Origin of the sequence: Microbacterium yannicii PS01 (assembly GCF_000304335.1) — a bacterium.
Lineage (GTDB): Bacteria > Actinomycetota > Actinomycetes > Actinomycetales > Microbacteriaceae > Microbacterium > Microbacterium yannicii_A.
On record NZ_CAJF01000012.1, the window covers coordinates 69,875 to 94,515 of the forward strand.

The window sequence follows — 24,641 nt, forward strand, 5'->3', positions numbered from 1 at the left end:
CGCCGCCCCGGTCAGGAGCGGCGCCTCGTGTGCGGCGGGGACTAGAAGAGGCCGAGCAGGCCCTTGACCCCCACGACGACGGTGGCCGTGTCGGTCGCGGTGTTGCCCGCGGCATCCGTCGCGGTCCACGTGAAGGTGTACACGGCGCCGTTCACGGCCTTGACCTCGAACGTGCGGTCGCCCGTCTGCTCCCACGCGGCCTTGGTGGAGCCGGTGACGGTGACATCGGTGAGCTCGACGGTCACCTCACCGCGGTCGTCCTCGGCCTCGACGAACACACGCACGGTGCGCATCTTGTTGTTCGGCACCAGAATGAACGACGGCAGCGCGACCGCCTCGACGGTGGGGGCCGTCGTGTCGGGCGGCGTCAGGTCGAGCCCGACGATCACCGGGTCGTGGTCGCTCGAGCGGTACGCGTCCTCCGCGTACAGCGCGTCCTGCGCGGGCTGCTTGAACGACATGTCGTAGTCGATCAGGCTCGGCTCGTCGGCGTTCACGTTCCACACTGCGGCGTCTGCCACCTCGTCGAGCACATCCGTGCCGGCCAAGGCGTAGTCGAGGTATCCCAGCTGCCCGTCGAAGACGTAGGAGTAGGCATCCTGTCCCTCGAACTGCGCGAGCAGATCGGTGTAGCCCGCCGCCGCGAGGGCCTGGATCGGGTCCTCCTGCGCGTACGAGTTGAGGTCGCCGAGGATCAGCTCGCGCCCGGCGCCTTGCGCGGTCGGGTCGGTCGCGAGCCAGTCCGCGAGCGCGGCGGCGGCCTGCGTGCGGACGCCGTTGCAGTTGCCCTGCCCGTTCGGGTCGGTCGGGTCGTTCACCGCGTTGCAGTCCGAGCCCTTGGACTTGAGGTGGTTGACGACGACCGTGACGGTCGCGCCCGCCGCGTCGGTGAAGGACTGGGTGAGGCCGGGACGGTTGAAGTCGTCGAGCCAGCGCGCATCCTTCGACTGGTCCATGAGCTGGAACGCCCCGGCCGGCGTGACCGACTCCGGCTTGTAGATCAGCGCCGTGGTGATGACGTCCGTGCCGATCACACCCGTCTCGATGTGGTCGTACACCTCGGACCCGAGCCGCTCGTTGAGCGCTGTCGTGAGCGCCGCGACGGCGGTGCCGTTGTTCTCGATCTCGATGAGCCCGAAGACGTCGGCGTCGATCTCAGCGAGCGCGGTGACGATCTTCGCCTCCTGACGCTCGAACTCCACTTCGTCGTTCGCGCCGCGCGCGTCGGGGCCAGTGAGGGTCGTGAAGTAGTTGAGCACGTTGAAGCTCGCGACCTTCAGCTCGCCGTCGACCTCGGGCGCCGTCGTCCGCGGGTTGCCGACCGCGAAGTCGGCACCTTCGGTGGGCTGTACGGCCCACACGTCGAACCGGTAGTCGAGCACGCCCGTCACGTTCGTGACCAGGTCACCGCTGCGGAACGCGTTCTCGAGCGTGAAGACCTCGCCGTTCGGGTGGATGGCCGGGTCGGGGTTCTGCGATCCGCGACCGTCGTCGACCGTGATGCTCTCGGCGATGTTCTTCGCGGCGAGCGCCACCGCCTCCGGCGAGCCGGCGTCGTACAGGCCGGTCGGCTGGGCCTGGCGACCGAGCGACAGGCTGAAGGTGCCGAAGCGGCCGAACTCGAAGGTCTCGGCCACGGTGAGCTGCTGGGGAAGCGTGACGTACATGCCCTCGGCCGCCTCGCGCTCAGCCTCCGACAGCGGAAGGCTCAGTGCCGTCGCGGCGGGCACCTCTGCGGTGCCGCACAGCTCGACGTCGGCGGCGACGATCTGCGTCATGCCGAAGTTCTCTGCGGCCTGTCCAGCGACCGAGACCACGTCGCCCACGGCGACCTCCGCGCCGTCGGGCGCGTAGACGAAGATGCCGTCCGAGGTCGCGGCGTCGCCGTCTCCCGCGTCCTGCACGTAGTAGCCGTCGAAGCCGCCGGTCTGGAAGTCGCCGACAACGACGCCCTCGATGAGCACATCCTCACCCGCGACGGGTGTCGCGGCGCCCGCGCCCTGCACGGCGCCGATGGCCACCGGCTCGAGGTCGCAACCGGCCTCCACCGGGTCGGTGCCGGGATCGGTCGACGGCGGCAGTGCGCAGTCCGCGTCGTGCGTGCCCAGGCCGTCGAAGGTGTTCTGCGCGAAGCCCGCCCAGCCCGCCGCCGGGTCGAACGCGTCGGTGCCGGTCGCGTCTCCGACGCACGTGCCGGCGGCGCGACGCAGCGTGTTGTCGGCCGTTGAGGTGGCGCCGGTGCCCCACTCGGTGCCCGGGTCGACGCCGATCTGCCCGAGCACGTCGACGATGGTTCCGCTCTTGACCAGCGCGACGGCGTCGTCGCCGTTGAACAGTCCGGCGTTCGTCGCCGACACCTGATCCGCCTGCGCCAGGATCGCCGGGTCGGCCGCGCCGTGCGCGAAGACGAAGACATCGTCGGGGGCGATCGTGCCCGTGAGGGCCGCGGTGAAGCTCGTGGAGGTGTTGCCGTTGGAGTACTGCGCGATCGAGTAGCCCGACGCGGCGAGGTCGACCGCCGCGGTGCTCGGGTTGTAGATCTCGACGACCTTGTTGTTGGACGAGCCTTCGACGTACTCGCTGATGAGCAGATCTCCGGATGCCGCGGCGGCGGGCGGTGCGGCGACCATGACCGCCGCGGCGGCGAGCGCCGTGGCGCTGAGAGCGGCCGCCAGACGGCGGGGTGAACGGGGCAGGGGCACAGATCCTCCAGTGACAGTCATCCGACAAGACAGACACGTGTGACGACAGAAGAGGAAGGCGCGTCGCCTTCCTCGATCCTCACAACGTAGGCGAGCGGCATCCTTCTCGGAAGACCGCCAGGGGGAGAGTTCCTTAACGTTCGGTTGCCTCCGGCCGCACCGGCACTTGGGCGCACGGTGCGACCCGGCCAGAATGGACCCCATGACCGCGAGCCCCGTGGAGCCCTTCCGCGTCGTGTTCGTCTGCACCGGCAACATCTGCCGGTCGCCCATGGCGGATGTGGTGTTCCGGGGATTCGCGGATGCCGCGGGACTCGGCTCCCGCGTCGCATCGAGCAGCGCCGGCACCGGCGACTGGCACGTCGGCGAACGTGCCGACCAGCGCACGCTCGAGGCCCTCACGCGGGCCGGCTACGACGGCACCCGGCATCGCGCACGCCAGTTCACCCACGCCGACTTCGCGCACAGCGATCTCATCCTGGCGCTCGACCGCAGCCATGAGCGCATCCTGAACGGCTGGGCCCGCAGCGAGGCCGACGCCGACAAGATCGCCCTGCTGATGTCGTTCGACCCCGCCGCGCGCGTCCTCGACGTCCCCGACCCGTACTATGCCGGCCCCGGAATGTTCGACGAGGTGCTCGGTATGATCGAGGGTGCGAGCCGGGCGCTCTTCCGGCAGCTCGAACCCGCCATCCGCCCGGTGCCCTGACATCGGGCTGGCGCCTGCATCCCGATGGGAGCACCGTGACCTCTCTGCCTCCGCAGCCCCTCAGCCCGCTCGACGGCCGCTATCGCGCCGCGGTCGGCGAGCTCGCCGACTACCTGTCCGAAGCGGGACTGAACCGCGCCCGCGTCGAGGTCGAGGTCGAGTGGCTCATCGCCCTCACCGATCGTTCGCTCTTCGGCACCTCACCGCTGAACGACGACGACAAGGCGCGCCTGCGGGCCCTGTACCTCGAGTTCGGGCAGGCCGAGATCGACTGGCTGGCCGAGAAGGAGGCGGTGACCCGTCACGACGTCAAGGCCGTCGAATACCTCGTGCGCGACCGGCTCTCGGCGCTCGGGCTCGACGGCATCGCCGAGCTGACCCACTTCGCGTGCACCAGTGAGGACATCAACTCCGCCTCGTACGCGCTCACCGTGCAGCGTGCCGTGGAGCGCGTGTGGCTGCCCAAGCTCCGTGCCGTCACCGCCGCGCTCGCCGAACTGTCGGTCGCGCACCGCGATGCCGCGATGCTCAGCCGCACGCACGGCCAGCCGGCGACGCCGTCGACGATGGGCAAAGAGCTCGCGGTGTTCGCATGGCGCCTCGCGCGCGTCGCCGACCAGATCGAGAGCGGCGAGTACCTGGCGAAGTTCTCCGGGGCGACCGGCACGTGGTCGGCGCACCTCTCCGCCGACCCCGACGTCGACTGGCCGGAGCTGTCCCGCTCGTTCATCGAGGGCCTCGGACTCGACTTCAACGTGCTCACCACCCAGATCGAGTCGCACGACTGGCAGGTCGAGCTCTACGATCGCGTGCGGCACGCCGGCGGCATCCTGCACAATCTCGCCACCGACGTGTGGACCTACATCTCCATCGGCTACTTCACGCAGATCCCGGTGGCGGGTGCGACCGGCTCGTCCACGATGCCGCACAAGATCAACCCGATCCGCTTCGAGAACGCCGAGGCGAACCTCGAGATCGCCGGAGGCCTGCTCGCCACCCTGTCGCAGACTCTCGTCACCTCGCGCCTGCAGCGGGACCTCACCGACTCGACGACGCAGCGCAACATCGGCGTCGCCTTCGGGCACTCGCTGCTCGCGCTCGACAATCTGCAGCGCGGCCTGAAGGAGATCTCACTGGCGGAAGACGTGCTGCTGGACGACCTCGACGGCAACTGGGAGGTGCTCGCCGAAGCGATCCAGACGGTCGTGCGCGCCGAGATCGCCGCCGGCCGGTCGCAGATCACCGATCCGTACGCGCTGCTGAAGGACCTCACCCGCGGCCGGCGCGTGGGCGCGACCGAGCTCGCGGAGTTCGTGCGCGGCCTGGACATCGGCGACGCGGCCAAGGAGCGTCTGCTGGCCCTCACTCCCGCGACGTACGCGGGCCTGGCCTCGCAGCTGGTCGATCAGCTGCGCTGAGCTCTGGCGCCGCGTCGCCCCGCCGACTCGCCCGCCCGCCCGCCCACTCGCCACGACACGCCGAACGCGCGCCGCGCCGGCGGCGTGTTCTGGCGAGTCGCGGGTGACGCGACCGGGGTGAGAAGAGCTCAGGCCTGGGGCGGGGCGGATGCCGCGGCATCCGGGTCGTCGCCATCCTCGCGCTTCTCGGTCTCGTCCGGGAGCAGCACGGGCTTGTCGACCGGCTTCGTCACCTGCGCGGGGTCGACGGCGAGGAGCAGCAGCGAGACGATCAGGAGGACCGCGATGAAGCTGACGCCCGCGACGATGAGCGCGAGGACGACGGCGGACTGAGCCTCTTCGGCAGTGCGCTGCTGGAAGAAGCCCATCGACACGAGTGTCACGATGCCGGCGAAGGCGGCGGCCGCGAAAGCCAGGCCGAGCAGCTGGACCGGCTTCATCAGGTCGCGGCGGGTGGGGCGGTCGTCGCTCACGCGGAGTCCTTCTGATCGGCAGATGCGGGCGCCTCGGCCGTGACGAGCACGTCGGGGCGCGGGGAGAAGCCGGCGATGCCGAGGTAGACGGCGACGATGGCCGCGTAGCCGCCGAAGATGCCGACGCCGATCGTCACGCCGGTGAGCGTGAACGTCTCGCGTGCCTCTTCGATCGTGTAGTCCAGGGCGTAGCCCGGCTGCACGAACAGCATGGCAACCCCCAGCAGCACGGTGATCGCGGCGACGACGACGGCGTCGCGACTCTCGGAGCGCGGCGCTGCCGGAGGGAGGGGTCGCGTGTCGGCGACGCCCGGAGCGATCTCGCGACGCTCGGTGCGACGCCGCAGTCCGCGCCAGCCGGCGACGCCCTCGATGACGCCGCTGATCAGCGCCCAGGCGATGACGAGGGCGAAGAAGCCGACCGTCGTGCGCAAAGGGCTGAGGCCGGCGGCCATGCCGGCGACGAGCGTCACGCCGCCCAGGACGGCGGCGGGCCAGCGGCGTCCTGCCAGGTACACGAGCCACACCGCCAGCAGCAGCACCAGACCGGTCGCGATCGCGAACCCGCTGAACACGGCGGCTCCGACGGCCGCGGAGTGGTCGGGCGAGAAGGTGATCATGACCGCCGCGATCGCCGCGAAAGCGGCGCGCGCGAGCTGCACGTGGCGCACGTCGAACGCGCGAGCAGAGGCTGAGGTCACGGTTTTCCTGCGGAGAGGCGGGTTCCCGGACGGGGGAACGGATGCCTCCATCTTACGTGGCACGCACGCCCCGACCTCCGGGCCGGCTGTGCACCCGGATCAGGCCAGGGTGTCGAGGATCCCGGTGAGCAGCTCGAAGGTGGTCAGCGGCGAGATGACGGCGAAGCGCAGCACCGGCTCGCCCGCGTGCGAACTCGGCACCACGAAGGCGTGCTGCTCCTCGAGCAGACGGTCGGACCACGCCTCGTAGTCGGCGAGGGTCCAGCCCTCGCGCCGGAACACCACCACCGACAGCTGCGGGTCGCGCACGAGTGACAGACCGTCGCGAGCCTGGATCTCGTCCGCGATGCGGCGAGCGAGATCGATGCCGTGCGCGACCGCGGCTCGGTACTGCTCGGTGCCATGCGTGGCGAGCGAGAACCACAGCGGCAGACCCCGGGCGCGACGGGTGAGCTGCACGGCGAGGTCGGACGGGTTCCAGTCCGGCTTGCCGGTGAGCGTATCGAGGTACTCGGCCTTCTGCGTGTGCGCCGCGAGCGCCAGCGAAGGCTCGCGGTAGATGAGCGCGCACGCGTCGAAGGGCGCGAACAGCCACTTGTGGGGGTCGACGATCACCGAGTCGGCGAGCTCGACGCCCGCGAACGCCGGGCGCATGCTCTCGACCAGCATCGCGGCCAGCCCGTAGGCGCCGTCCACGTGGAACCAGACGCCCCGCTCCTTCGCGACGGCCCCGACGCCGGCGATGTCGTCGACGATGCCGAAGTTGGTCGTGCCGCCGGTCGCCACGACCGCGAACACCGCATCGCCGTGGGCGTCGAGCACCCGCGCGACGGCCTCGCCGCGCAGCCGGCCGTCGGCGTCGGCCTCGGCGGTGGCCACGTCGACGTCCATGACGGCCGCCGCCGACGCGATCGACGAGTGCGCCTCGGCGCTGCAGACGATGACCCACCGGGCAGGGTCCGGATGCTGCGCCTCGCGGTTGCGGCGGCGGGCTGCGTCTCGCGCGGTGACCAGCGCCGAGAGGTTGCCGATGGTGCCGCCCTGCACGAACACTCCACCTGAGCCCTCGGGCATGCCGAATTCGCGCGCGAGCCAGTGCAGCACCTCGTTCTCGGCGAAGACCGCGCCGGCGCCCTCCATCCACGACCCGCCGTAGACGGCGGATGCCGACACCACGAGATCGAATGCGAGGGAGGCCTTGCTCGGAGCCGAGGGGATGAACGACAGGTACCCGGGGTGATCGGTCGACAGGCAGGCCGGCGCGAGCACGTTCTCGAAGAGCGCGATGGCGCGGCGGGCGCCGATGCCCCCGGTCGTGATCGAGCCCGAAGCCAGCCGCGCGAGGTCCTGCGGTGTCATCGGCTTGTCGAGCGGCACGTCTTCGTACAGCGCCCGGCGCCGCGCATAGTCGAGCACGTCGTCGACCGTGGCGGTGGTGGCGTCCGAGATGGCGTGCATCTGGGCGGGGCGGGATGTCGCGGTCATGGCTGCTCCGGCGGCTCGGGTGTTCGCGTGGTCACGCGTGGGCGTGACACCTCACGGTAGGTGCGCGCGCCCGCGCACTCAAGACGGGCCGGGCCGAGGCATCCGCTTGTCGCATGCGGGATCGGGCAGGAATGGAGAAGCACTCGTCAGGGCCCCGCGCGTAGCGTGAGGGCCACGGGCCGCGGAGGCCCACGAGTCTGAAGGAGGAAGACATGGCCGGCAAGACGACGGCGGACGGACTGTCGCAGGAGGAGCGCGACGCGGTCAAGGAGCGCGCGAAGGAGCTGCGCGCCCAGGCGAAGGCGGGCAAGAGCCGCGAGGCGGGCACCAAGCAGGTCTTGGAGGCGATCGGCAAGCTCGAGGGGACCGACAAGAAGCTGGCCGAGGGCCTGCACAAGCTGGTGGGCGAGGTCGCACCCGACCTGGTGCCGAAGACGTTCTACGGCTTCCCGGCATACGCCAACGAGGCGGGCAAGGTGGTCGTGTTCCTCCAGCCCGCGTCGAAGTTCAAGACCCGCTACGCGACGATCAACTTCGACGAGCCGGCAGCCCTCGACGACGGCGACATGTGGCCGATCGGGTTCGCCGTCACGGCGTGGACTCCCGGGGTCGAGAAGAGGATCTCCGAGCTGGTGAAGCGGGCGGTCTCCTGACTTGTTCGATGCTCTCGCACCGGCCCGTCGGCGGCACAGGTTACGCCGCTGACGGGCTGTGTGCAACGGGATGAGCGGATGCCACCCGGTCGCATAGTTTTTGGACATGGCTACGGACTACGGATCCAACGACCCGCGGCGCACCGACGGCGCGTACGCGGGCGATGACGACCGCACCGTGCCGGTCGAGCGCTCCGTCCCGGCCGACCGCACGGTCCCCGTCGACCGCGCCGACTCGATCGATGAGCGCCGCTCGCTGCGCGACGAGGTGCTCAGCCGCGAGCACGAGCGCTTCGGCGGCTTCAAGTTCGGCTCCGCCTTCTTCGGGTGGCTCACGGCGATGGGCGCCACCGTCCTGCTGACCGCCCTCGTGGCCGCGATCGGCTCGGCGATCGGCCTCGCCTCGCCCGAGGCGATCGACGACGCTGCCCAGGCCGCGGAGCAGAACCTCGGAGGCGCGACCATCATCGGCGCCATCGCCATCGGGCTGGTGCTGTTCATCGCTTACTTCGCCGGCGGCTACGTCGCCGGCCGCATGGCACGCTTCAGCGGGCTCAAGCAGGGCCTGGCCGTCTGGCTGTGGGCCGTCGTCATCGCGATCGTGATCGCGATCATCACGGCGATCGCAGGCAGTCAGTGGGACGTGCTGGCGGCGCTCGAGGGCTTCCCCCGCATCCCCGTGACGCCTGAGACGGCCACGACCACCGGCATCCTCACCGCCGTCGGCGCAGCGATCGTGACGCTGGCCGGAGCGCTGCTCGGCGGCATCGTCGGCATGCGATACCACCGCCGCGTGGACCGCGTCGGACTCGGCGCCTGACCGCGCCCCACGAACCAGGGCCCGGATTCGCCGGGTCGCCACCGAAGGAAGGGAGAGCCCATGGGTATGGGAGATGACATCAAGCACAACGCTGAGGACCTCAAGGGCAAGGTCAAGGAGGGCGTCGGCGACGCCACCGGCAACGACCGCCTCGAGGCCGAAGGCCACGCCGACCAGGCGAAGGCCGACCTGAAGAAGGCCGGTCAGAACGTGAAGGACGCCTTCACCGACGACCGCTGATCTTCACCACCTCGTGCCCTCGGTCCTCCCGGACCGGGGGCACGAGTGCGTCCGGGGTCACCCGCCGCCGGCGAAGAACGCGACCGCACTCTGCCGGAACACCCGCGATCCCGGGGTGTTGAAGTGATGGCGGCCGGGGATCTCCTCGAATGTGCCGCCCGGCGCTGCGGCGGCGAGCGCGCGTGATCGCTCGAGAATCGCGTCTTCCGAGCCCGTCGCGAAGAGGATGGGCTGGCGCGGGGGGTCGGTCAGGGTCGGGATCGGCGTCGCCGAGCCGCATGCCCTCCGCCAGGGCGACGAGGGCGCGCAGGTCGTTGCCGGCGACGCGCTCGGCGAGGGTCACGTAGTTGCGTGTCACCGGGTCCTCCACCGGTATACCCTCGTCGGCATACGCCCGCGCCTGCTCGATCTGGAGGCGGGCGAGCGGCCGTCCGTCGGGGATGCCGCCGAGTGCGGCGCGGCTCACGTGCTCGGGAGCATCGACGGCGAACTGCCAGCCCACGCGGGCACCGAGCGAGTAGCCGACGTACCGCACGGCGTCGATCAGGTAGGTGTCGAGCACGATGAGCAGGTCGGACACGAAGGCGGCCATCGAGTACGCGCGCGGGTCGTGCGGCTTGTCGCTGGCGCCGTGGCCGCGCTGATCCACGCCGACCACGCGATACCCCGCTCTGGTGAGGTCGCGCACCCAGCCGGTGTCGACCCAGTTGTCACGGCAGCTCGAGGCGAATCCGTGCACGCACAGCACCGGCTCGGCGGCAGGGTCTCCCCAGGCGTAGGTCGCGATCTGGTACCCCTCGTCCGACATGACGAAGCTCGGAGCGGGCATCTCGGTGCGGGCGAGCGGGGCAGCGGCATCCATGCCTGTCATTCTGCTCCCTTGTCGACCGGGGTCAGCCGACGATGCCCAGCCGGTAGGCGAGGATCACCAGCTGCACGCGGTCGCGCGCGTCGAGCTTCTGCAGCAGCCGGCCGACGTGGGTCTTCACCGTCGACTCCGACAGCACGAAGCGGGCGGCGAGCTCGTCGTTGCTCAGGCCCTCGGCCACGGCGACGAGGAACTCCCGCTCGCGCGGCGTGAGGACATCCAGCACCGAGATGTCGGGCGCCGTGGCGTCTGCGGGGGTGCCGCCCGCGAACTGCTCGATCATCCGCCGGGTCACACTCGGCGCGAGCGCGGCGTCGCCGCGGTGCACCGCGCGGATCGCGCCGACGAGCTCGGCGGGGCGGGCATCCTTCAACAGGAACCCGCTGGCTCCGGCGCGCAGCGCCGCGAACGCGTACTCGTCGAGATCGAAGGTCGTGAGCACGATGATCTTGGGCGCCGCACCCCGACCGGCGGCCTCCTGCGCCGCCGGCGACTGAGCTGTGATGACCTCGGTCGCGGTGATGCCGTCGGTTCCCGGCATCCGCACGTCCATCAGCAGCACGTCGATGTCTCCCCGCCGCGCGAGCGCGATGGCGCCATCGCCGTCGGCGGCCTCGGCCACCACCTCGAGTTCGTCCTCCGCGTCCAGCACCATCCGGAACCCGAGGCGCACCAGTTCCTGGTCGTCGACGATGCCGATCCTGATCGGGCTCATCTTCCATCCTCTCCGTGGGCACCGGTTCCGTGCAGGACCACGCGGACGCGCCACCCACCGCCGGGTCGCGGCCCGGCATCGACGCTGCCGCCGTACACGAGCGCGCGCTCGCGCATGCCGATCAGCCCGCGTCCGGCACCGGTCGTGAGCGGGGTCGCATGCACCACGGCGTCGTCGTCCACGGTGACGGTCACGTCGCCGCCCTCGCGTGCGACCGACACCTCGACGCGCTCGGCGGCGGGGGCGTGGCGCAGCACGTTCGTGAGCGACTCCTGCACGATCCGGTGCACCGTCAGGGCGAGACCGGGGTCCGACAGCGGCGGGCCCGATGTCGAGAGCCGCACCGGCAGGCCTGTCTCGCGGAAGCGCTCGACGAGGGCGGTCAGATCGTCGGCGCTCGGCTGCGGGGCGCGCGGAGAGACGTCTCCCGGCTCGGCGAGCACGCCCAGCAGCCGGCGCATCTCGGTGAGCGCGCCGCGACCGGTGTCGGCCACGTGTCGCATGGTGTCGGCGCTGCGCTCCGGGTCTCGTGACGCCTGCGCTGCCGCGCCCTCGGCCAGCGTGACCATCACCGTGATGCCGTGCGAGACGACGTCGTGCATCTCGCGCGCGATGCGCGCGCGCTCGGCCGCACTCACCAGCTGTGCCTCCTGGTCGCGTTCGCGGGCGAGGTCCTCGGCTCGCGCAATGAGGGCCGCGACGTAGCGGCGCCGGCCGCCGACCGAGATGCCGATCAGCACCGCGACGAGGCTCGCGAGCACCGCGAACACGCCGGCGGTCAGGATGCCGACCCACGTCAGTTCACTGCTCGGGTCGCTGCTGACGAAACCTGCGACCAGAGTGGCGAGCGCGGTCACCGCGAAGCCGATCCAGATGGTTCGTCCCACCGCGTAGGCGCCGAGCGCATACAGTGCGGCGAGGAGCGGCAGCAGTGCTCCGCCGTTGAGGGGCGAGGGGAGCATGCTCACGGCCGTCGCGATGAGCAGCGGCAGGAGCGGCCAGCGCCGGCGCCACAGCAGGGCGACCGACGCGATGACGGCTGAGCCCGCGAGACCTGCGATCTGGAGCGGCGTGGCATCGGCCCCCGGCGCCATGGCGAGAACGGAGACGAAGGCGGGCAGGGCTGCCAGCACCGCCACGAGCACGTCGACGAGGCGCGGGTGGGCGCTCCAGAAGCGGCGCAGCACTCCGGGCGCGCGCGGCAGGTCGATGACGGCGGGATCGGATGCCGCGGCCGCCCGCGTCGCGGAGGTCGCGGCATCCGCCCCCCGGTGCACGCGCCGATCCCCGGCACCCTCGCGAGAGGGGCCGGGGATCGGGGACGCGCCGGTCATACGACGACCTTATGCGTCGCGCTTGAGGACCACCCCGATCGCGCCGAGCAGCGCGACGACGGGCCAGGCGACGGTCACGATGAGGTTGCGCCAGAAGTCGGCGTCGATGGCCAGTGCGTTCGAGAGGCCCATCCCGGCCGTCGACAGCATGTACCGGCCGCCCTCCTGCACCCACTCGACGGGAATGGCGGCGAGGACGCTCGGGATCACCAGCAGGATGCCGAGCACGATCGCGATCGCACCGGCGCCGGCGCGGACCATCGCCCCGACGGCGAGCGCGAAGACCGTCAGAAGGCCGAGGTACAGCGCTCCTCCGAGAAGCGGCAGGGCGATCTCGGCGCCGAACTCGTCGAAGCTCAGCGACTGGCCGAGCGCGCTGAAGACCAGAGCGCCGGCCGCGGTCGAGACGACCAGGGTGACGAGTCCGACGACGAAGGCGACGACGAACAGCACGAGGGACTTGGCCAGGAGCGCGGGCGTACGGGTGGGCACGGCGGTGAAGGTCGAGCGGATCATGCCGGTGCTGTACTCGCCGGTGATGGCGATCGCTCCCAGCACGCCGAAGACGAGCTGCGTGAGGAACAGGCCGGTGGCTCCGATCTGGCCGACCGGGATCGTCAGCTCGGCGCCTTCCGGCTGCGCGAGGCCGCCGATGGCGAAGGCGGCGAGCGTACTGACGCCGACCGACAGCACGAACGCGGCGGCGAGCGACCAGTAGGTCGACCGCAGGCTCAGGAGCTTGATCCACTCGGATCGCAGCACGCCGCCGAAGGCGACCGGCTGGCCGATGCGGCCGGGGGTGAAGGTCGTGGTGGTCATCGCGTGGTCTCCGTCCGGTACTCGACGGCGTCCGCCGTGAGGGCCATGTAGGCCTCCTCCAGCGACGCGCGCTGCGGGGTCAGTTCGTGAAGGGGGATGCCGGCGCCGACGATCAGCTCGGCGATCCGTGCGGGCGGGAGCCCGGTGATGTCGGCGACGTCGTTCTCGATGCCGGCGACGGTGACGCCCTCGGCCGCCAGGAGGGCGGTCAGGCGCTCGGCGCCGTCGACGCGGACGCGCACGCTCTGCTGCGAGGCCCCGTCGACGAGAGCGCCGACGGGCGTGTGGGCGAGCACGCGTCCGCGGCCGAGGACGATGACGTCATCGGCCGTCTGCGCCATCTCGCTCATCAGGTGGGACGACAGGAAGACCGTTCGTCCCTCGGCGGCGAGCGCCCGCACCAGCTGGCGCACCCACAGCACGCCCTCCGGGTCGAGGCCGTTGACGGGCTCGTCGAGGATCAGCGTGTGCGGGTCTCCGAGGAGCGCCGCAGCGATGCCGAGGCGCTGCCCCATGCCCAGCGAGAAGCCGCCGACGCGCCGGTCGGCCACCGAGCCCAGACCGGTGAGATCGATGACCTCCTGCACCCGCGCGTCCGGGATGCGGTGCGTCGCGGCCAGCGCACGCAGGTGTGCGCGTGCGCTGCGGCCGGGGTGAACGGCCTTCGCGTCGAGGAGCACGCCGACCTCGGTCAGCGGTGCGCGGTGCTCGCGGTACGTGGTGCCGCCGATCGTGGCACTGCCCGCATCGGGCCGGTCGAGACCGACGATCATCCGCATCGTCGTGGACTTCCCGGCGCCGTTGGGGCCGAGGAAGCCCGTCACGGCGCCCGGGCGCACCTCGAAGCTGATGTCGTCGACCGCCGTCTTGGCGCCGAAGCGCTTGGTCAGGTTCTGAACGGTGATCATGTGTTCCACCGTAGGAAGCGGCATACGGTGCCCGCGTCGGAGCGGGGACGGATCTTGCAGCCGGCTCGTGGTACCAGGGTGCCAGCACGGCGTCCGCCCGAGGGCCGGTGGTCCCTCCTCCTTCGGTGGTGGGTGGGGCTGCGAGCGGTTCTTGCGTCGTCACCGCCCCGGTGCCGGCGCGGGAGGAGCGTCCTCCAGGAGCGAGCGGGCCAGCAGCGTCGAGCCGGCGACGGCCGCCGGCATCGTCGCGACGGCACCGAGCGGGACGAGGAAGCAGAGCTGCGTGGCGACGCCGAATCCCAGCATCCGGGCTCTGTGGCGCCGCATCAAGCCCCGTCGCACGGCGGGCGCGAGGCCGCGGGCGGTGAGCGCGCGCGAGCTCAGCTCGTCGGCGAGCACGAGCCCCGTGAGCAGCACGGCCGTCACGGTGCTGAGCACACCACCCACCACGGGGATGAGTCCGATGAGGGCCGCGAGCAGCGCCACCCCGATGCCTTTCGCGACCAGTGCGACGGTGTCGCCGATCGACCGCCAGAACCCGTAGTCGGCGTCGATCGCCGGGTCTCCGGCATCCGCTTCCACCGCCTTCCAGATGCGGTCGTAGAACGGCTCGCCGATCAGCAGGGTCAGGGCCGTGAACGACACCGCGACGAGAACCAGGGCGCCCCCCAGCAGCGCCGTGCCGACGGCGATGCGGATGACGGTGGCCCAGACCGAGGGCCACCCCTCGGCGAAGGGCGTCACCGCCTCGGTGATGCCGGGCAGGAACGTGCCCAGCGCGATAAGACCCGAGAGGAAGAGCACTCCCACGATGGCGGCGGGCAGCAGGCCGAGCGCCATGAGTCCCGGGCGTCGGCGCCAGGTGGCGAACCCGCGCCCCAGGAAGGCCACTCCCCGAGCAAACTCGCGCATCACCGTCACCCTATGCGGGCGACGACGGCGTCTCCGCGCTCGCGGCGCGCCGGTCCTCCCGCTTGCGCCCCGCGCGGGCCGCGAGATAGAGCAGCGAGCCGACCGCGATGTACGCCAGCGAGCCCAGCCACACCGTGCCGGACTGCTGCGTGAGCAGCACGATGCTCGCGATGATCGCGAGCACCGGCACGAAGCGCGGCACGGTGAAGTGCGAGTGGTCGACCTTGTCCTTCTTGAGCACCAGCACACTCACGTTCGCCCCGAGGAAGACCAGCAGCAGCAGCAGCACCGTCGTCTCTGCGAGAGTGGAGATGTCTCCGACGAGCGTCAGCGCGATGGTGACGGCGGCCACCACGAGGATCGACACCCACGGCGTGCGGCGCTTGGGCAGAACCCGTCCGAAGACCGACGGCAGCAGCCCGGCCTCGGCCAGACCGTAGCCGACGCGGCTCGCCATCACCATGAACAGCAGCGCGCCATTGGCGATCGCGACCAGTGCGATCAGGCCGAACAGCCAGGAGGGAATGCCCACACCGGAGGCGGCCACGACATCCAGCAACGGCCCGGTCGAATCGACGAGATCCTCCGGCGGCAGCACGATCACCGCGCCCAGGGCGATGAGAAGGTACACGACGGCGGCGGTGATGATCGCTCCGAAGAGCGCGCGCGGGTAGGCGCGAGACGGGTTGCGCACCTCCTCGGCCATGTTGGCCGCGGCCTCGAATCCCAGGAAAGAGAAGAAGGCGATGACGGATGCCGCGAACGCGCCCTGAAGCGGCGGCACGTCCGGTGCGAACTCGAAGATGCGCGAGGGATCGCCGCCACCGCTGCCGAGCACGATCCCGGCGACCACGATGACGATGACGAGGCCGGTGACCTCGATCGCCGACGCGACCAGGTTGGCGGTGAGCGACTCGCGGACGCCGCGCAGGTTGATCAGGGTCAGAAGGACGATGAAGACGATCGCGGTGGGGACCGGCGGAACGTCGATCAGCGGGCTGAGGTAGTCGCCGGCAAAGGCGTTGGCCAGCGCGGCCGCAGTCGTGATGCCCGAGGCCATCATCAGGAACCCGACGAGGAAGGAGAGATAGGGGATCTTGAAGGCTCGCTCGACGTACCGGGCGGCGCCACCGGCATGCGGGTACTTCGTGATGAGCTCGGCGTACGTGCCCGCGGTCAGCAGCGCAACGACGAGGGCGATCAGCAGCGGCAGCCAGATCACCCCGCCGACATCGGCCGCCATGGATCCGACGAGCGTGTAGATGCCGGCGCCGAGCGTGTCGCCGACGATGAACGCGAACAGCAGGAATCCGCCCACCGCGCGCTTCAGGCCGCCCGACGAGGCCGGCGACGGCGCCGCGATGTCCTTGACCATCGCCCAAGTCCACTCGCTCCGTCGGCGACCAGCAACCCTTCGCGCGAAGGGCCGCCGATGCCTTAGAGTTTGCGATCGCACACGAGAGGTGGATCGACAGGCCGTGGAACGCCGACGCCGATGGCGGTAGGAACGAAGCATGAAGGCGCAGAGCGGATGATCGATCGCGAAGGTCTGGCGGCTTTTCTGCGCCGTCGGCGGGAGTCGCTGCAGCCGGAGGACGTCGGGCTGTCTCGCGGCCCGCGCCGACGGACGGACGGACTGCGGCGCGAGGAGGTGGCGGCCCTGTGCCACATGTCGACCGACTACTACGCGCGCCTGGAGCGGGCCACCGGTCCGCAGCCCTCCGAGCAGATGGTGGCCGCGATCGCACAGGGACTGCATCTGTCTCTCGACGAGCGCGACCATGTCTTCCGGCTCGCCGGCCATAATCCCCCCGCACGCGGGGCGTCGAGCCAGCACATCAGCCCCGGCCTGCTCCGCATCTTCGACAGGCTGAGCGACACCCCCGCCGAGATCGTCACCGAGCTCGGCGAGACGCTGCGGCAGAGCCGGATGGGCGTCGCCCTCACCGGCGACGCCTCGCGCCGGAACGGACCCGAGCGCAGCGTCGGATATCGCTGGTTCACCGACCCGGCCACCCGGCGGCCGTATCCGCCCGACGAGCAGGCGATGCTCTCGCGTTTGTACACGTCGGGCCTGCGTGAGCTGATGACCCTGCGCGGCCCGCAGTCCCGGGCAGCGGAGCTGGCGGGACTCCTTCTTGAGCAGAGCGACGAGTTCCGCGCGCTCTGGGCGACCCACGAGGTGGGGATCCGGCCCGTCGAGGTCAAACGCTTCGAGCACCCCGAGGTCGGTCTGCTCGAGCTCCACTGTCAGACGCTTCTCGACCCGGAGCAGTCGCATCGGCTGCTGGTGTACACCGCCGCGCCGGGAAGCGAGAGCTACGAGAAGCTGCAGCTCCTCTCAGTCATCGGCGCCCAGTCGCTTCGCTGACCGCCCCGGAGGGGTGGATCCGCAGTCAGTGGATCGACGGGCACTGAATCCGCCGACGGAGGGCGGTGAGCATGGTCTTGCACGCAGACCGGACTCCACCGAAAGGGCTCATCCCATGCCTCGCACCGACTTCACCGTCCCCGACCTCCGCGGCTCGCTCGCCGTCGTCACCGGCGCCAGCGACGGGATCGGTTACGCGATCGCCACGCGGCTCGCACAGGCGGGAGCCGAGATCGTGATGCCGGTGCGGACGGCGGCCAAGGGAGAGAGTGCGGCGGCGCGCATCCGCTCCGCCGCCCCGGGCGCCGTGGTGTCGACGCGCGCCCTCGACCTGTCCTCGCTCGACTCGGTGCAGTCCCTGGTCGATTCGCTCACGGACGAGGGGCGACCGATCCACCTCCTCATCAACAACGCCGGCGTCATGACGCCGCCGACCCGTCAGACCACCGACGACGGCTTCGAGCTGCAGTTCGGCACGAATCACCTCGGCCACTTCGCCCTCACGGTCGGCCTGCTGCCGCTGCTGCGCGAGGGTCGCGGCCGCGTCACGCACCAGACGAGCATCGCCGCACGGCGCGGCGCCATCCAGTGGGACGATCTCAACGGCGAGAAGAACTACGACGCGATGACGTCGTACTCGCAGTCGAAGATCGCGGTCGGCCTGTTCGCGCGAGAGCTCGACGCTCGCAGCCGGCGCGAGGGCTGGGGCGTGACCAGCAATCTCTCGCATCCCGGTGTCTCGCCGACGAATCTGCTCGCCGCGCAGCCGGGGATGGGGCGGTCGAGGGCGACGGGCGGGCGCAGGGTGATCGCGCTCCTCTCCCATCTGGGCGTCACCGGCACGGCGGAGAGTGCGGCGCTGCCGGCCCTCGTCGCGGCGACCGACCCGGCTGCCCGCGGGGACGAGTTCTACGGTCCGAAGCGCGTGATCGGCGGCGACCCCGCGCGTCAGGAGCTGTGGGCTCCGCTGGCCGATATGGATCAGGCCCGCAGGATATGGGTCGAGTCCGAGCGGCTGGTGGGCGCGCGCTTCACGGTGTGACGCCGGCACTGCGCTCCGACAGGAGGGCGTGGAGGTCGCCGGCGCCCTCTAGCAGTGCGATGCTCCGCCGGCTCAGCTCGGCGAGGCGAGTCTCGAGCACGCGCCGGGAGTCCTCGGTCCGGCCGTGCGCACGCAACTCGGTGAGGATCCGCGCGATCGGCGGAAGAGGGTATCCGCCGGCGCGGAGCGCCGCCACGATCCGCGCCTCGGCGATCGCCCCGCCGCCATACCGACGCGCCGCCGTTCCGCGGATGCGCTCGGGATGGACCAGTCCTTCCTCTTCCCAGTGCCGCAGTGCCGAGGGGCGCACATCGAGAGCCTGAGCCAGCTCGCCGATCGACATGGCGTCGCGGTCGTCGAAGACGTCGGCCCTGTCGGCCAGCACGGCATCCAGACCGCGCAGCGCCTCGCGCACTCTCGTACGGTCCCGGGAAAGGGAGGCATGCAGCTCGTCGATCGCTTCGGCAGCAAGATCGATCGGACCGTCGATCAGCCGCGGCATCAGGCGCCTGGCCGGAACCGCTCCCAGTGCCGCGACGAGCGCGCGATACGCCCGCAGCGCGATGAGGTGCCGGCGGTCATACCGCCGATACCCGTTCGCACGGCGTTGCGCAGCGGGGATGACGCCCAGACGCTCGAGATCACGCACTTGCTGCGTGGAATAGCCCACCAGACGGCCGAGAGCGGCCGTCCTCATCCCATCCTCTTGAGGGTTCACGCTCGAATGCTCGCCTCTCCTGGCACCGAAGTCCACATAAGCACGTGAACCTCACGATGGAGGGATGGAGATGCAGCAGATCATCGAGACGGTTCGCGCGTTCGACGGCGCGCTCGTCGCGGTGCCCGAACCGGGCAGCGACGTTCCGGAAGTGGCGTGGGGCGACGCCTTCATCTACTACGCCCCCGACGGCGTGATGCCCGAACGGACGCAGCCCTACGGCACGATCATCACGAAGGACTATCCCGACGACACCGACTCGGAGCTGGACCCGCCCGGCCGGTTCCGCGTGAACATCCACCTCGGTCGTGAGCGTGCAGAGCAGGTGACGGATGCCGAGGCCACCGGCTCGGCGACGGACGTGTTCATCGCACACCCGTTGTACGGGTCGGCGGGCTGGGTGTCGGTGGTGAACCCCGGTGACCGGACGGCCGCGGCGGTCCTCGGCCTGCTTCGTGAGGCGCACGAGGCGGCGCGGGCGCGGACGCACCGGCGCGAACGCGGCTGAAGCGCGGAGTGCAGCGCGCGTTCGCCCTGATGCGGCTCGCCGCCCGTCCAACGCCTAGGAGGAGTCGCGTGCGGCGACCGCGGCGGCGACCAGGGATGCCGCCGCCGCCCGTGTCGGAACCCCGAGCTTGGTGCGGGCGTTGGCGACGTGTCGGTGAACGGTGTGCGGGCTGAGGAAGAGTCGCTGGCCGATCTGGCCGTCGGTGAGCCCGTCCCCGACGAGCCGGAGCACCTCGATCTCACGTGTGCTCAGGGCCGCGAGGGGGTCGGGTCTTTCTGCGGCGGCGGTCGCGATGGCAGGCGGCGGCTCGTCGACACCCAGGAAGGAGAGGATGCGCTGCGTGACGGCATCCGCATCTCCGTACCAGGGGAAGTGATCGACGCCGTCGAGTGCATCGAATCGCGCCCCGGGAATGCTGTCGGCCAGATCACGGCCGAGGGCGAAGCGGATCGCACGATCGCCCCGCCGGTGAAGGACGAGGGTCGGGACCGCGACCCGACCGGCGTGCTCCGACGCGTCGAACTGGTAGACCGCTGCCAGCGCGGTCGCGGCTTCATCGGCGGATGCGGACCGTCGCTGCGCGGCGGCGAATGCCCGGCGCTCCTCGCCCGTCGCGTCGGGGCGGAAGATCTCGGAGAGGATCCGCGAGCTGATCCCCCAGTTGCGGCGCACGAGTGCGACGATGGCGTCGCGGTCCGACGGTGCCGCCACATCGGCACCTCGAAGGTACCCGCCGTAGAGAACCAGTCGATCGACGACCTCGCGCCGGTCGGCGGCGAGGGCGACGACGACGGGGCACCCGGAGGATCCGGCGACCAGGATCACCGGTGCGGTCGAACATGCCTCGATCACCGCGGCGAGCGCCCGGACGTTCAGTGCGAGTTCGCTCGAAACCCCGCCGACGCGGCGCGAGAGACCCACCCCGGGCGGGTCATAGCGGACGACGGTGAAGTGCTCGGCGAGACGCGTGACGAAGTCTCGGAACTGCGGCGACTCCCAGTCGTGGACGAGATGGCTGGACCACCATCCCCCGAGGACGATCACCGGTCCTGAGCCGACCGAGGACCAGGCGATGTCGCCGTCGCCGAAGCGAACGTGGCGTACGACCTGGTCCCCGTCGAGCACGCGGTCAGTCTAGGGCGCGGTGCCCGTCACCGGTCGAGGCGGTAGAACCGCCAGAACGGGTGCTCGATGTCGAGCTCGTCGACGCGGTTCAAGCCGGCGCCTGCTGCCCATGCGCGCAGCGTCGCCGGACGCAGCACCGTGCCGTTGGCGACTCCCGCACCCTCGGCCATCGTGGCGGGGAGGCAGTGCAGCACGCTGAACCCGTAGTTGAGACGCTCGAGGAAGTCCCCGTCGGGGCCGAACTCGTCGGCGACCCGTTCGTCGCCCACCAGGATCGCGCCGTCCGCTGCAAGGGCGCGACGGGCCGCGTCGAGAGCATCCTGCGGCTCGTTCATGTCGTGCAGGGCTTCGAAGATCGTCACCAGCTGCGCCCCGCCGCCGGTGAGAGCGGCCATCGCCTCGCCATCGGTGGCGTCCGCCTGCTCGAATCGCAGACGCGGGGCGAGGCCCTCCGCTGCGGCGAGGGCCCGTGCCTCCGCGATGGACGCGTCGTCGAGGTCGACGCCGATCACGGTCGCCTCGGGGAACAGCCGGGCCAGAGCGACCGAAGACCACCCGGTCCCGCAGCCGAGGTCGAGGATGCGGCCACCGGAGCGCAGGCGCGCCGACACATCGGGCAGTCGGGCCATCCATTCGGTCAGCTCGCCGACGAACCCGGGCCGGTTGAGCTGCTGCAGCCCATGACGGACACCGGCTCCGAAGGCGCCGTACGACACTCCGGTGCCCGACCGCGCAGCCTCGACGACTGCCTCGAATGCCGAGGCCGTGCCGCTGAGCATCGTGGCGGCGCCGATCGCGTACGCCGGGCTCTCGGGCACGAGCAGCACGGGAATGTGGGCGGCGGGAAGGGCGAAGCGGCGCTCATCAGGATCGGCGCTCGGCCGGTCGACGCGGAGGAATCCGGCTGTCGCCTGCTGTTCCAGCCACTCACGAGCCACGCGGGCGTCGATCCTGCTGATCGCGGCCAGCTCGCCGGCGGTTGCGCCATCGTTCTCTGCGAGCGCGGCATACAGGCCGAGTCGACGGCCGAACTCCACGGTGAGCAGTTCGAGCGCCGGAACCAGCGCCTCGATGAGTCGCTCGGCTAGCGCTTCCGTGGGCCCGCCTTGGACAGTCGCCTGCGGGACGAGGTTTTCGATGTCTGTGTTCATGGCCTCAGTCAACTTTCTGGCGGGTCCGACCCGCATCGCGAAGTCCTGCCATCGGCGGTGGCAGGATCGGGCCATCTGCCGACGCTCGCGCCGTGCGCACGGTCATCGCATCAGGAGCGCGTGCAGGCGCTGATGTTCGAGAGCGACCCAGGTGGCATCCGCGCGTGCGACGGTGTCGCCCGCACGGTCCACGAGTGCGACGGAGGTCTCGTACCGACGACCGTATTCGCCGCGGGTCCAGCTGTAAACGACAAGCCGCTCGCCGACGCGCGGGCGGCGTTCCACCTTCGCGGTCATCGTGCCGAGCAGGCAGAGCCGTCGCTCTCGGAGGGCCGAAGCCGGAAAGCTCGTGCAGTCCATCGCGGCCCAGACCGCCCGAAGGTGCGCGATCCCCGCCGTCGACTCCGCCGAGCCGACCTGCCACGGCGCCACGAGCAGCTCCGGGCGCTCCGGAACGAATCCGGGAGTCACGCGCATGCCGTCGGCGCGGGCGGGCCCGCACACCACGCAGTCCGAGAGGGCGTGCCGGACGCCGGTCAGGGGGTGGCGGGAGCGCGCCTCGAGCGCCTCGTCGAAGCTCGGGGACGCCGGCGCCTCGGCGTCGGCGAGGTGCCCGGGACGCGCCAGCGCGACGGTTCTTCCGCGGCGCGAGATCACGCAGCCTCCGCGTCCGTCGTGCTCGACGGCGAGAGTCCGGTTCACCGGCACGGGACGGCGGAGGACGACCGTGACGACATCCGCGTCGACGTGCCGCGCGAAGGTTCCGGCTGCGAATCCTCCGTTGGCCGAGCGACGAGGACCGTTCAGTCGTGACTCGATCAGGAGACCGCCGATCGGGGCGTGGCTCGGATTGCCTGCGGGGTCGATCCCGGGCAGGTCGGAGGCGTGCGTGGGAGTGGGATAGGAGAGGAGTGATCGCATGCCCCGAGTCAACGCGGGCGGCCGGAGGACCGCGTCGCTCAGCGGGGCCAGAGCCACCTGGCCCGTTCGGGCCAGATCGATCTCTACTCCCGGACGATCTCGCCCGAGCCCGACACATTCGTCGTGAGCGACGGATCGCCGACGTAGGTGACCCGGCCGCTGCCGGAGATCTCGACGTCGAGGGTGTCGCGCGCCGAGACGGCGACCTCACCCGATCCGTCGATGGCGATCGACGCGTTCTGCGCGTCCACGTCTTCGGCGTCGACGTCGCCGCTGCCGTCTATCGAGATCGCGAGCTCCAGGGTCGCGCCGGCGAGTTCGATGTCTCCCGAGCCCGACAGCCGGACCTCGGTGCGGTCGCCGTCGACGCTCTCCCACTCGATATCGCCCGAGCCGCTCAGTTCGACGGCGCCGAGGTCGGGCACGGTGAGCTCGTAGCGAACCTCGCCGTAGCTGACACCGGGTTCGGTTCCGAGCACCAGCACGTCTCCCTCGATGTCGGAGGTGAGACGCCCGAGCGTGTCTTCCGATGCGTGGATCACGAGACTGGGCTCGCCTCGCGTGATGACGAGGTCTCCCGCGGTGTCGAGGACGACCGTGGTGACAGCCGTGATCTCCCGCGTCTCGGACTGCAGGGGATCCGCGTCGAGGAAGCTCTCGTCCGGGCTCGCCTGAGGCGAACCGTCATCGCTCGCGCCGGTCTCGCTCGGGTTGATGACGAACAGCGGCGCAGAGCAGCCGGTGAGGAGCAGAAGGGATGCCGCGGCCATGACCGCGACGGATGATCCAGCAGTGCGCATGACGGCCTCCCGTTCGTAGGTCCGAACAGTGCCGAGCCTATAGAGATGGCGGCGAAACCGAACGGGGGTAAGCCCCCCGTTGTCTGCCGACAGCCGGGGGGCTCGAGAGTCACGTGCCCTGCGGAGCACGCGACCCGGCCCGAACATCCGGTCGCTGAGCCTGTCGAAGCGCCCTCCCGAGCACCGGTCGCCGAGCCTGTCGAAGCGCCCTCCCGAGCACCGGTCGCCGAGCCTGTCGAAGCGCCCTCCCGAGCACCGGTCGCCGAGCCTGTCGAAGCGCCCTCCCGAGCACCGGTCGCCGAGCCTGTCGAAGCGCCCTCCCGAGCACCGGTCGCTGAGCCTGTCGAAGCGCCCTCCCGAGCACCGGTCGCTGAGCCTGTCGAAGCGCCCTTCCGAGCACCGGTCGCTGAGCCTGTCGAAGCGCCCTTCGACAGGCTCAGGGACCAAGAGCTCAGCGCCGTCAGTCGTCCGTGTCGGTGCTGTCGGCGCCGGTGTCGGTGTCGGCGTCGGTGCTGAAGATCCCGAAGTCCGCGTCCAGGCCGATCTCCGAAAGATCACCCGTGCCGGTGACCACCGTCACGTCGTAGAGCGAGGTTCCGTCGTCGTCCGCTTCGATCTCGAGCACACGACTGTCCGCCTCGCCGAGGGCGGCCTCGACGATCGCCCGGATGGCCGCATCGTCGAGGACGGCGGCGGGCGCCGAGTCGTCGGAGTCGGGGCCGTCGGTGGAGACGACCGACGCCTGGCCGTCGACGACGCGCAGCTCGGTCTCGGCGCCGTCCGCGGCTTCGAGGGTGACCTCCGCGATTCCGTCTCGCTTGAGCTCGATCGACACCGGATCGCCTTCGGCGGCGGCGGCCGCGGCATCCGCGATGTCGATGAGATCGTCGGCCGATGCGGTGCCGATGGCGCTGCCGTCCGCCGCGGTCGTGTCGCGAGAGGCGTCGTCGTCCTGGTCTTCGACGTTGACGGTCTCGAAGTCGTCGCCTTCGTCATCGTCGGCGATCGCAGCACCCACCGCGAAGCCTCCGCCGGCGAGGACCGCGGCAGCCAGCACAGCGCCGCCGGCGATCAGCGCGGCGCGAAGGGGCGAGCGCTTCTGCGCGGGAGGAATGACGGGCGACTGGGCCGCGGGAGGCGTGTCGGCGTGGTCGGCCGGGTGGGCGGCAGTGGGGTTGTCGGTGCTGTTCGTGTCATCCATGACCCCATCGTGCGCGCCGGCCGCTGAAGCGTTCCTGAAGCATGCTG

Annotated in this window: 25 protein-coding genes; 8 read left to right on the forward strand and 17 right to left on the reverse strand. The window is 70.9% G+C overall.

Going from position 1 to position 24,641, the window contains the following annotated elements; translation table 11 throughout:
* Nucleotides 1-41: 41 nt before the first annotated feature.
* Nucleotides 42-2,702, reverse strand: a complete 2,661-nt coding sequence (locus WYM_RS08910; RefSeq protein ID WP_019180486.1) for an ExeM/NucH family extracellular endonuclease — start codon at nucleotides 2,700-2,702, stop codon at nucleotides 42-44.
* A 202-nt stretch (nucleotides 2,703-2,904) separates the two neighbouring features.
* On the opposite strand from WYM_RS08910, the gene WYM_RS08915 reads away from it, so the two are divergent.
* Nucleotides 2,905-3,411: a low molecular weight protein-tyrosine-phosphatase gene (locus tag WYM_RS08915; RefSeq protein ID WP_019180487.1), complete on the forward strand. Its 507-nt coding sequence runs from the start codon at nucleotides 2,905-2,907 to the stop codon at nucleotides 3,409-3,411.
* Nucleotides 3,412-3,446: 35 nt separating this feature from the next.
* Nucleotides 3,447-4,829 carry an adenylosuccinate lyase gene (gene purB / locus WYM_RS08920; RefSeq protein WP_019180488.1) on the forward strand — a complete coding sequence of 461 codons (1,383 nt, stop codon included), beginning with the start codon at nucleotides 3,447-3,449 and terminating at the stop codon, nucleotides 4,827-4,829.
* A gap of 128 nt (nucleotides 4,830-4,957) precedes the next feature.
* On the opposite strand, the gene WYM_RS08925 is transcribed toward purB, so the two are convergent.
* From WYM_RS08925 to WYM_RS08935, 3 genes are all read right to left on the reverse strand, one after another.
* Nucleotides 4,958-5,302: a hypothetical protein gene (locus tag WYM_RS08925; RefSeq protein WP_019180489.1), complete on the reverse strand. Its 345-nt coding sequence runs from the start codon at nucleotides 5,300-5,302 to the stop codon at nucleotides 4,958-4,960.
* On the reverse strand, nucleotides 5,299-6,003 hold the full coding sequence (locus tag WYM_RS08930; RefSeq protein ID WP_019180490.1) for a hypothetical protein: 705 nt from the start codon (nucleotides 6,001-6,003) through the stop codon (nucleotides 5,299-5,301). The genes WYM_RS08925 and WYM_RS08930 overlap by 4 nt, the downstream gene beginning before the upstream one ends.
* Nucleotides 6,004-6,102: 99 nt before the next feature.
* Nucleotides 6,103-7,488 (reverse strand): pyridoxal phosphate-dependent decarboxylase family protein, encoded by a 1,386-nt coding sequence (locus WYM_RS08935; RefSeq protein WP_019180491.1) that lies wholly within the window; start codon nucleotides 7,486-7,488, stop codon nucleotides 6,103-6,105.
* 212 nt (nucleotides 7,489-7,700) lie between these two features.
* Between WYM_RS08935 and WYM_RS08940 the strand changes: the two genes are divergently transcribed.
* The 3 genes from WYM_RS08940 to WYM_RS08950 all read left to right on the forward strand — a co-directional run bounded on the left by WYM_RS08940 (nucleotide 7,701) and on the right by WYM_RS08950 (nucleotide 9,201).
* Entirely contained in the window at nucleotides 7,701-8,141 is a 441-nt protein-coding gene (locus WYM_RS08940) for a hypothetical protein (protein ID WP_019180492.1), read from the forward strand.
* Nucleotides 8,142-8,247: 106 nt separating this feature from the next.
* A complete protein-coding gene (locus WYM_RS19750; RefSeq protein WP_019180493.1) occupies nucleotides 8,248-8,961 on the forward strand; it encodes a DUF4199 domain-containing protein in 714 nt (237 codons plus the stop codon).
* A 60-nt stretch (nucleotides 8,962-9,021) separates the two neighbouring features.
* Nucleotides 9,022-9,201, forward strand: a complete 180-nt coding sequence (locus WYM_RS08950; RefSeq protein WP_026059685.1) for a CsbD family protein — start codon at nucleotides 9,022-9,024, stop codon at nucleotides 9,199-9,201.
* Here WYM_RS08950 and WYM_RS19755 read toward each other — a convergent pair.
* The 7 genes from WYM_RS19755 to WYM_RS08985 form a co-directional block, all read right to left on the reverse strand.
* Nucleotides 9,185-10,063: an alpha/beta fold hydrolase gene (locus WYM_RS19755; RefSeq protein WP_237739366.1), complete on the reverse strand. Its 879-nt coding sequence runs from the start codon at nucleotides 10,061-10,063 to the stop codon at nucleotides 9,185-9,187. The genes WYM_RS08950 and WYM_RS19755 overlap by 17 nt on opposite strands.
* A 31-nt stretch (nucleotides 10,064-10,094) precedes the next feature.
* Nucleotides 10,095-10,784: a response regulator transcription factor gene (locus tag WYM_RS08960; RefSeq protein ID WP_019180495.1), complete on the reverse strand. Its 690-nt coding sequence runs from the start codon at nucleotides 10,782-10,784 to the stop codon at nucleotides 10,095-10,097.
* Nucleotides 10,781-12,118, reverse strand: a complete 1,338-nt coding sequence (locus tag WYM_RS19760; RefSeq protein WP_019180496.1) for a sensor histidine kinase — start codon at nucleotides 12,116-12,118, stop codon at nucleotides 10,781-10,783. The genes WYM_RS08960 and WYM_RS19760 overlap by 4 nt, the downstream gene beginning before the upstream one ends.
* Nucleotides 12,119-12,127: 9 nt before the next feature.
* Nucleotides 12,128-12,937: an ABC transporter permease gene (locus WYM_RS08970; RefSeq protein WP_019180497.1), complete on the reverse strand. Its 810-nt coding sequence runs from the start codon at nucleotides 12,935-12,937 to the stop codon at nucleotides 12,128-12,130.
* Nucleotides 12,934-13,845, reverse strand: a complete 912-nt coding sequence (locus WYM_RS08975) for an ATP-binding cassette domain-containing protein (protein WP_019180498.1) — start codon at nucleotides 13,843-13,845, stop codon at nucleotides 12,934-12,936. Before WYM_RS08975 ends, WYM_RS08970 begins: the two co-directional genes overlap by 4 nt.
* Nucleotides 13,846-14,004: 159 nt before the next feature.
* On the reverse strand, nucleotides 14,005-14,757 hold the full coding sequence (locus tag WYM_RS08980; protein WP_026059686.1) for an EI24 domain-containing protein: 753 nt from the start codon (nucleotides 14,755-14,757) through the stop codon (nucleotides 14,005-14,007).
* A gap of 10 nt (nucleotides 14,758-14,767) precedes the next feature.
* The gene (locus WYM_RS08985; protein WP_019180500.1) at nucleotides 14,768-16,132 is read right to left on the reverse strand and encodes an APC family permease; all 1,365 of its coding nucleotides are present in this window, start codon (nucleotides 16,130-16,132) and stop codon (nucleotides 14,768-14,770) included.
* Between the two features lie 156 nt (nucleotides 16,133-16,288).
* Here WYM_RS08985 and WYM_RS08990 point away from each other — a divergent pair, with 156 nt between their 5' ends.
* Together WYM_RS08990 and WYM_RS08995 are read left to right on the forward strand one after the other, a co-directional pair.
* Nucleotides 16,289-17,128, forward strand: coding sequence for a helix-turn-helix transcriptional regulator (locus WYM_RS08990; RefSeq protein ID WP_019180501.1), 840 nt, complete (start codon nucleotides 16,289-16,291; stop codon nucleotides 17,126-17,128).
* A gap of 115 nt (nucleotides 17,129-17,243) precedes the next feature.
* A complete protein-coding gene (locus WYM_RS08995) occupies nucleotides 17,244-18,170 on the forward strand; it encodes an SDR family oxidoreductase (RefSeq protein WP_019180502.1) in 927 nt (308 codons plus the stop codon).
* Here WYM_RS08995 and WYM_RS09000 read toward each other — a convergent pair.
* On the reverse strand, nucleotides 18,160-18,867 hold the full coding sequence (locus tag WYM_RS09000; RefSeq protein WP_019180503.1) for a MerR family transcriptional regulator: 708 nt from the start codon (nucleotides 18,865-18,867) through the stop codon (nucleotides 18,160-18,162). The two genes, WYM_RS08995 and WYM_RS09000, sit on opposite strands and share 11 nt — an antisense overlap.
* 85 nt (nucleotides 18,868-18,952) lie before the next feature.
* Between WYM_RS09000 and WYM_RS09005 the strand changes: the two genes are divergently transcribed.
* Nucleotides 18,953-19,396: a DUF6194 family protein gene (locus WYM_RS09005; RefSeq protein WP_019180504.1), complete on the forward strand. Its 444-nt coding sequence runs from the start codon at nucleotides 18,953-18,955 to the stop codon at nucleotides 19,394-19,396.
* 54 nt (nucleotides 19,397-19,450) lie between these two features.
* On the opposite strand, the gene WYM_RS09010 is transcribed toward WYM_RS09005, so the two are convergent.
* From WYM_RS09010 to WYM_RS21730, 5 genes are all read right to left on the reverse strand, one after another.
* The gene (locus WYM_RS09010) at nucleotides 19,451-20,521 is read right to left on the reverse strand and encodes an alpha/beta fold hydrolase (protein WP_019180505.1); all 1,071 of its coding nucleotides are present in this window, start codon (nucleotides 20,519-20,521) and stop codon (nucleotides 19,451-19,453) included.
* Between the two features lie 26 nt (nucleotides 20,522-20,547).
* Nucleotides 20,548-21,672, reverse strand: coding sequence for a class I SAM-dependent methyltransferase (locus WYM_RS19765; RefSeq protein ID WP_019180506.1), 1,125 nt, complete (start codon nucleotides 21,670-21,672; stop codon nucleotides 20,548-20,550).
* A gap of 102 nt (nucleotides 21,673-21,774) precedes the next feature.
* Complete coding sequence (locus tag WYM_RS19770; RefSeq protein WP_157525034.1) at nucleotides 21,775-22,593, reverse strand: hypothetical protein; 819 nt, start codon at nucleotides 22,591-22,593, stop codon at nucleotides 21,775-21,777.
* Between the two features lie 83 nt (nucleotides 22,594-22,676).
* Nucleotides 22,677-23,393 (reverse strand): GIN domain-containing protein, encoded by a 717-nt coding sequence (locus WYM_RS21090; RefSeq protein ID WP_019180508.1) that lies wholly within the window; start codon nucleotides 23,391-23,393, stop codon nucleotides 22,677-22,679.
* 460 nt (nucleotides 23,394-23,853) lie between these two features.
* Nucleotides 23,854-24,594: a hypothetical protein gene (locus WYM_RS21730; protein ID WP_019180509.1), complete on the reverse strand. Its 741-nt coding sequence runs from the start codon at nucleotides 24,592-24,594 to the stop codon at nucleotides 23,854-23,856.
* Nucleotides 24,595-24,641: the final 47 nt, after the last annotated feature.

Excerpts from the sequence above, each read along its gene's own strand:
- WYM_RS08915 (WP_019180487.1), top strand. The coding sequence starts at position 2,905 with ATGACCGCGAGCCCCGTGGAGCCCTTCCGCGTCGTGTTCGTCTGCACC.
- WYM_RS08935 (WP_019180491.1), bottom strand. The coding sequence starts at position 7,488 with ATGACCGCGACATCCCGCCCCGCCCAGATGCACGCCATCTCGGACGCC.
- WYM_RS08940 (WP_019180492.1), top strand. The coding sequence starts at position 7,701 with ATGGCCGGCAAGACGACGGCGGACGGACTGTCGCAGGAGGAGCGCGAC.
- WYM_RS19750 (WP_019180493.1), top strand. The coding sequence starts at position 8,248 with ATGGCTACGGACTACGGATCCAACGACCCGCGGCGCACCGACGGCGCG.
- WYM_RS08950 (WP_026059685.1), top strand. The coding sequence starts at position 9,022 with ATGGGTATGGGAGATGACATCAAGCACAACGCTGAGGACCTCAAGGGC.
- WYM_RS19755 (WP_237739366.1), bottom strand. The coding sequence starts at position 10,063 with ATGGATGCCGCTGCCCCGCTCGCCCGCACCGAGATGCCCGCTCCGAGC.
- WYM_RS08960 (WP_019180495.1), bottom strand. The coding sequence starts at position 10,784 with ATGAGCCCGATCAGGATCGGCATCGTCGACGACCAGGAACTGGTGCGC.
- WYM_RS19760 (WP_019180496.1), bottom strand. The coding sequence starts at position 12,118 with ATGACCGGCGCGTCCCCGATCCCCGGCCCCTCTCGCGAGGGTGCCGGG.
- WYM_RS08970 (WP_019180497.1), bottom strand. The coding sequence starts at position 12,937 with ATGACCACCACGACCTTCACCCCCGGCCGCATCGGCCAGCCGGTCGCC.
- WYM_RS08975 (WP_019180498.1), bottom strand. The coding sequence starts at position 13,845 with ATGATCACCGTTCAGAACCTGACCAAGCGCTTCGGCGCCAAGACGGCG.
- WYM_RS08980 (WP_026059686.1), bottom strand. The coding sequence starts at position 14,757 with ATGCGCGAGTTTGCTCGGGGAGTGGCCTTCCTGGGGCGCGGGTTCGCC.
- WYM_RS08985 (WP_019180500.1), bottom strand. The coding sequence starts at position 16,132 with ATGGTCAAGGACATCGCGGCGCCGTCGCCGGCCTCGTCGGGCGGCCTG.
- WYM_RS08990 (WP_019180501.1), top strand. The coding sequence starts at position 16,289 with ATGATCGATCGCGAAGGTCTGGCGGCTTTTCTGCGCCGTCGGCGGGAG.
- WYM_RS08995 (WP_019180502.1), top strand. The coding sequence starts at position 17,244 with ATGCCTCGCACCGACTTCACCGTCCCCGACCTCCGCGGCTCGCTCGCC.
- WYM_RS09000 (WP_019180503.1), bottom strand. The coding sequence starts at position 18,867 with ATGAGGACGGCCGCTCTCGGCCGTCTGGTGGGCTATTCCACGCAGCAA.
- WYM_RS09005 (WP_019180504.1), top strand. The coding sequence starts at position 18,953 with ATGGAGATGCAGCAGATCATCGAGACGGTTCGCGCGTTCGACGGCGCG.
- WYM_RS19765 (WP_019180506.1), bottom strand. The coding sequence starts at position 21,672 with ATGAACACAGACATCGAAAACCTCGTCCCGCAGGCGACTGTCCAAGGC.
- WYM_RS19770 (WP_157525034.1), bottom strand. The coding sequence starts at position 22,593 with ATGCGATCACTCCTCTCCTATCCCACTCCCACGCACGCCTCCGACCTG.
- WYM_RS21090 (WP_019180508.1), bottom strand. The coding sequence starts at position 23,393 with ATGCGCACTGCTGGATCATCCGTCGCGGTCATGGCCGCGGCATCCCTT.
- WYM_RS21730 (WP_019180509.1), bottom strand. The coding sequence starts at position 24,594 with ATGGATGACACGAACAGCACCGACAACCCCACTGCCGCCCACCCGGCC.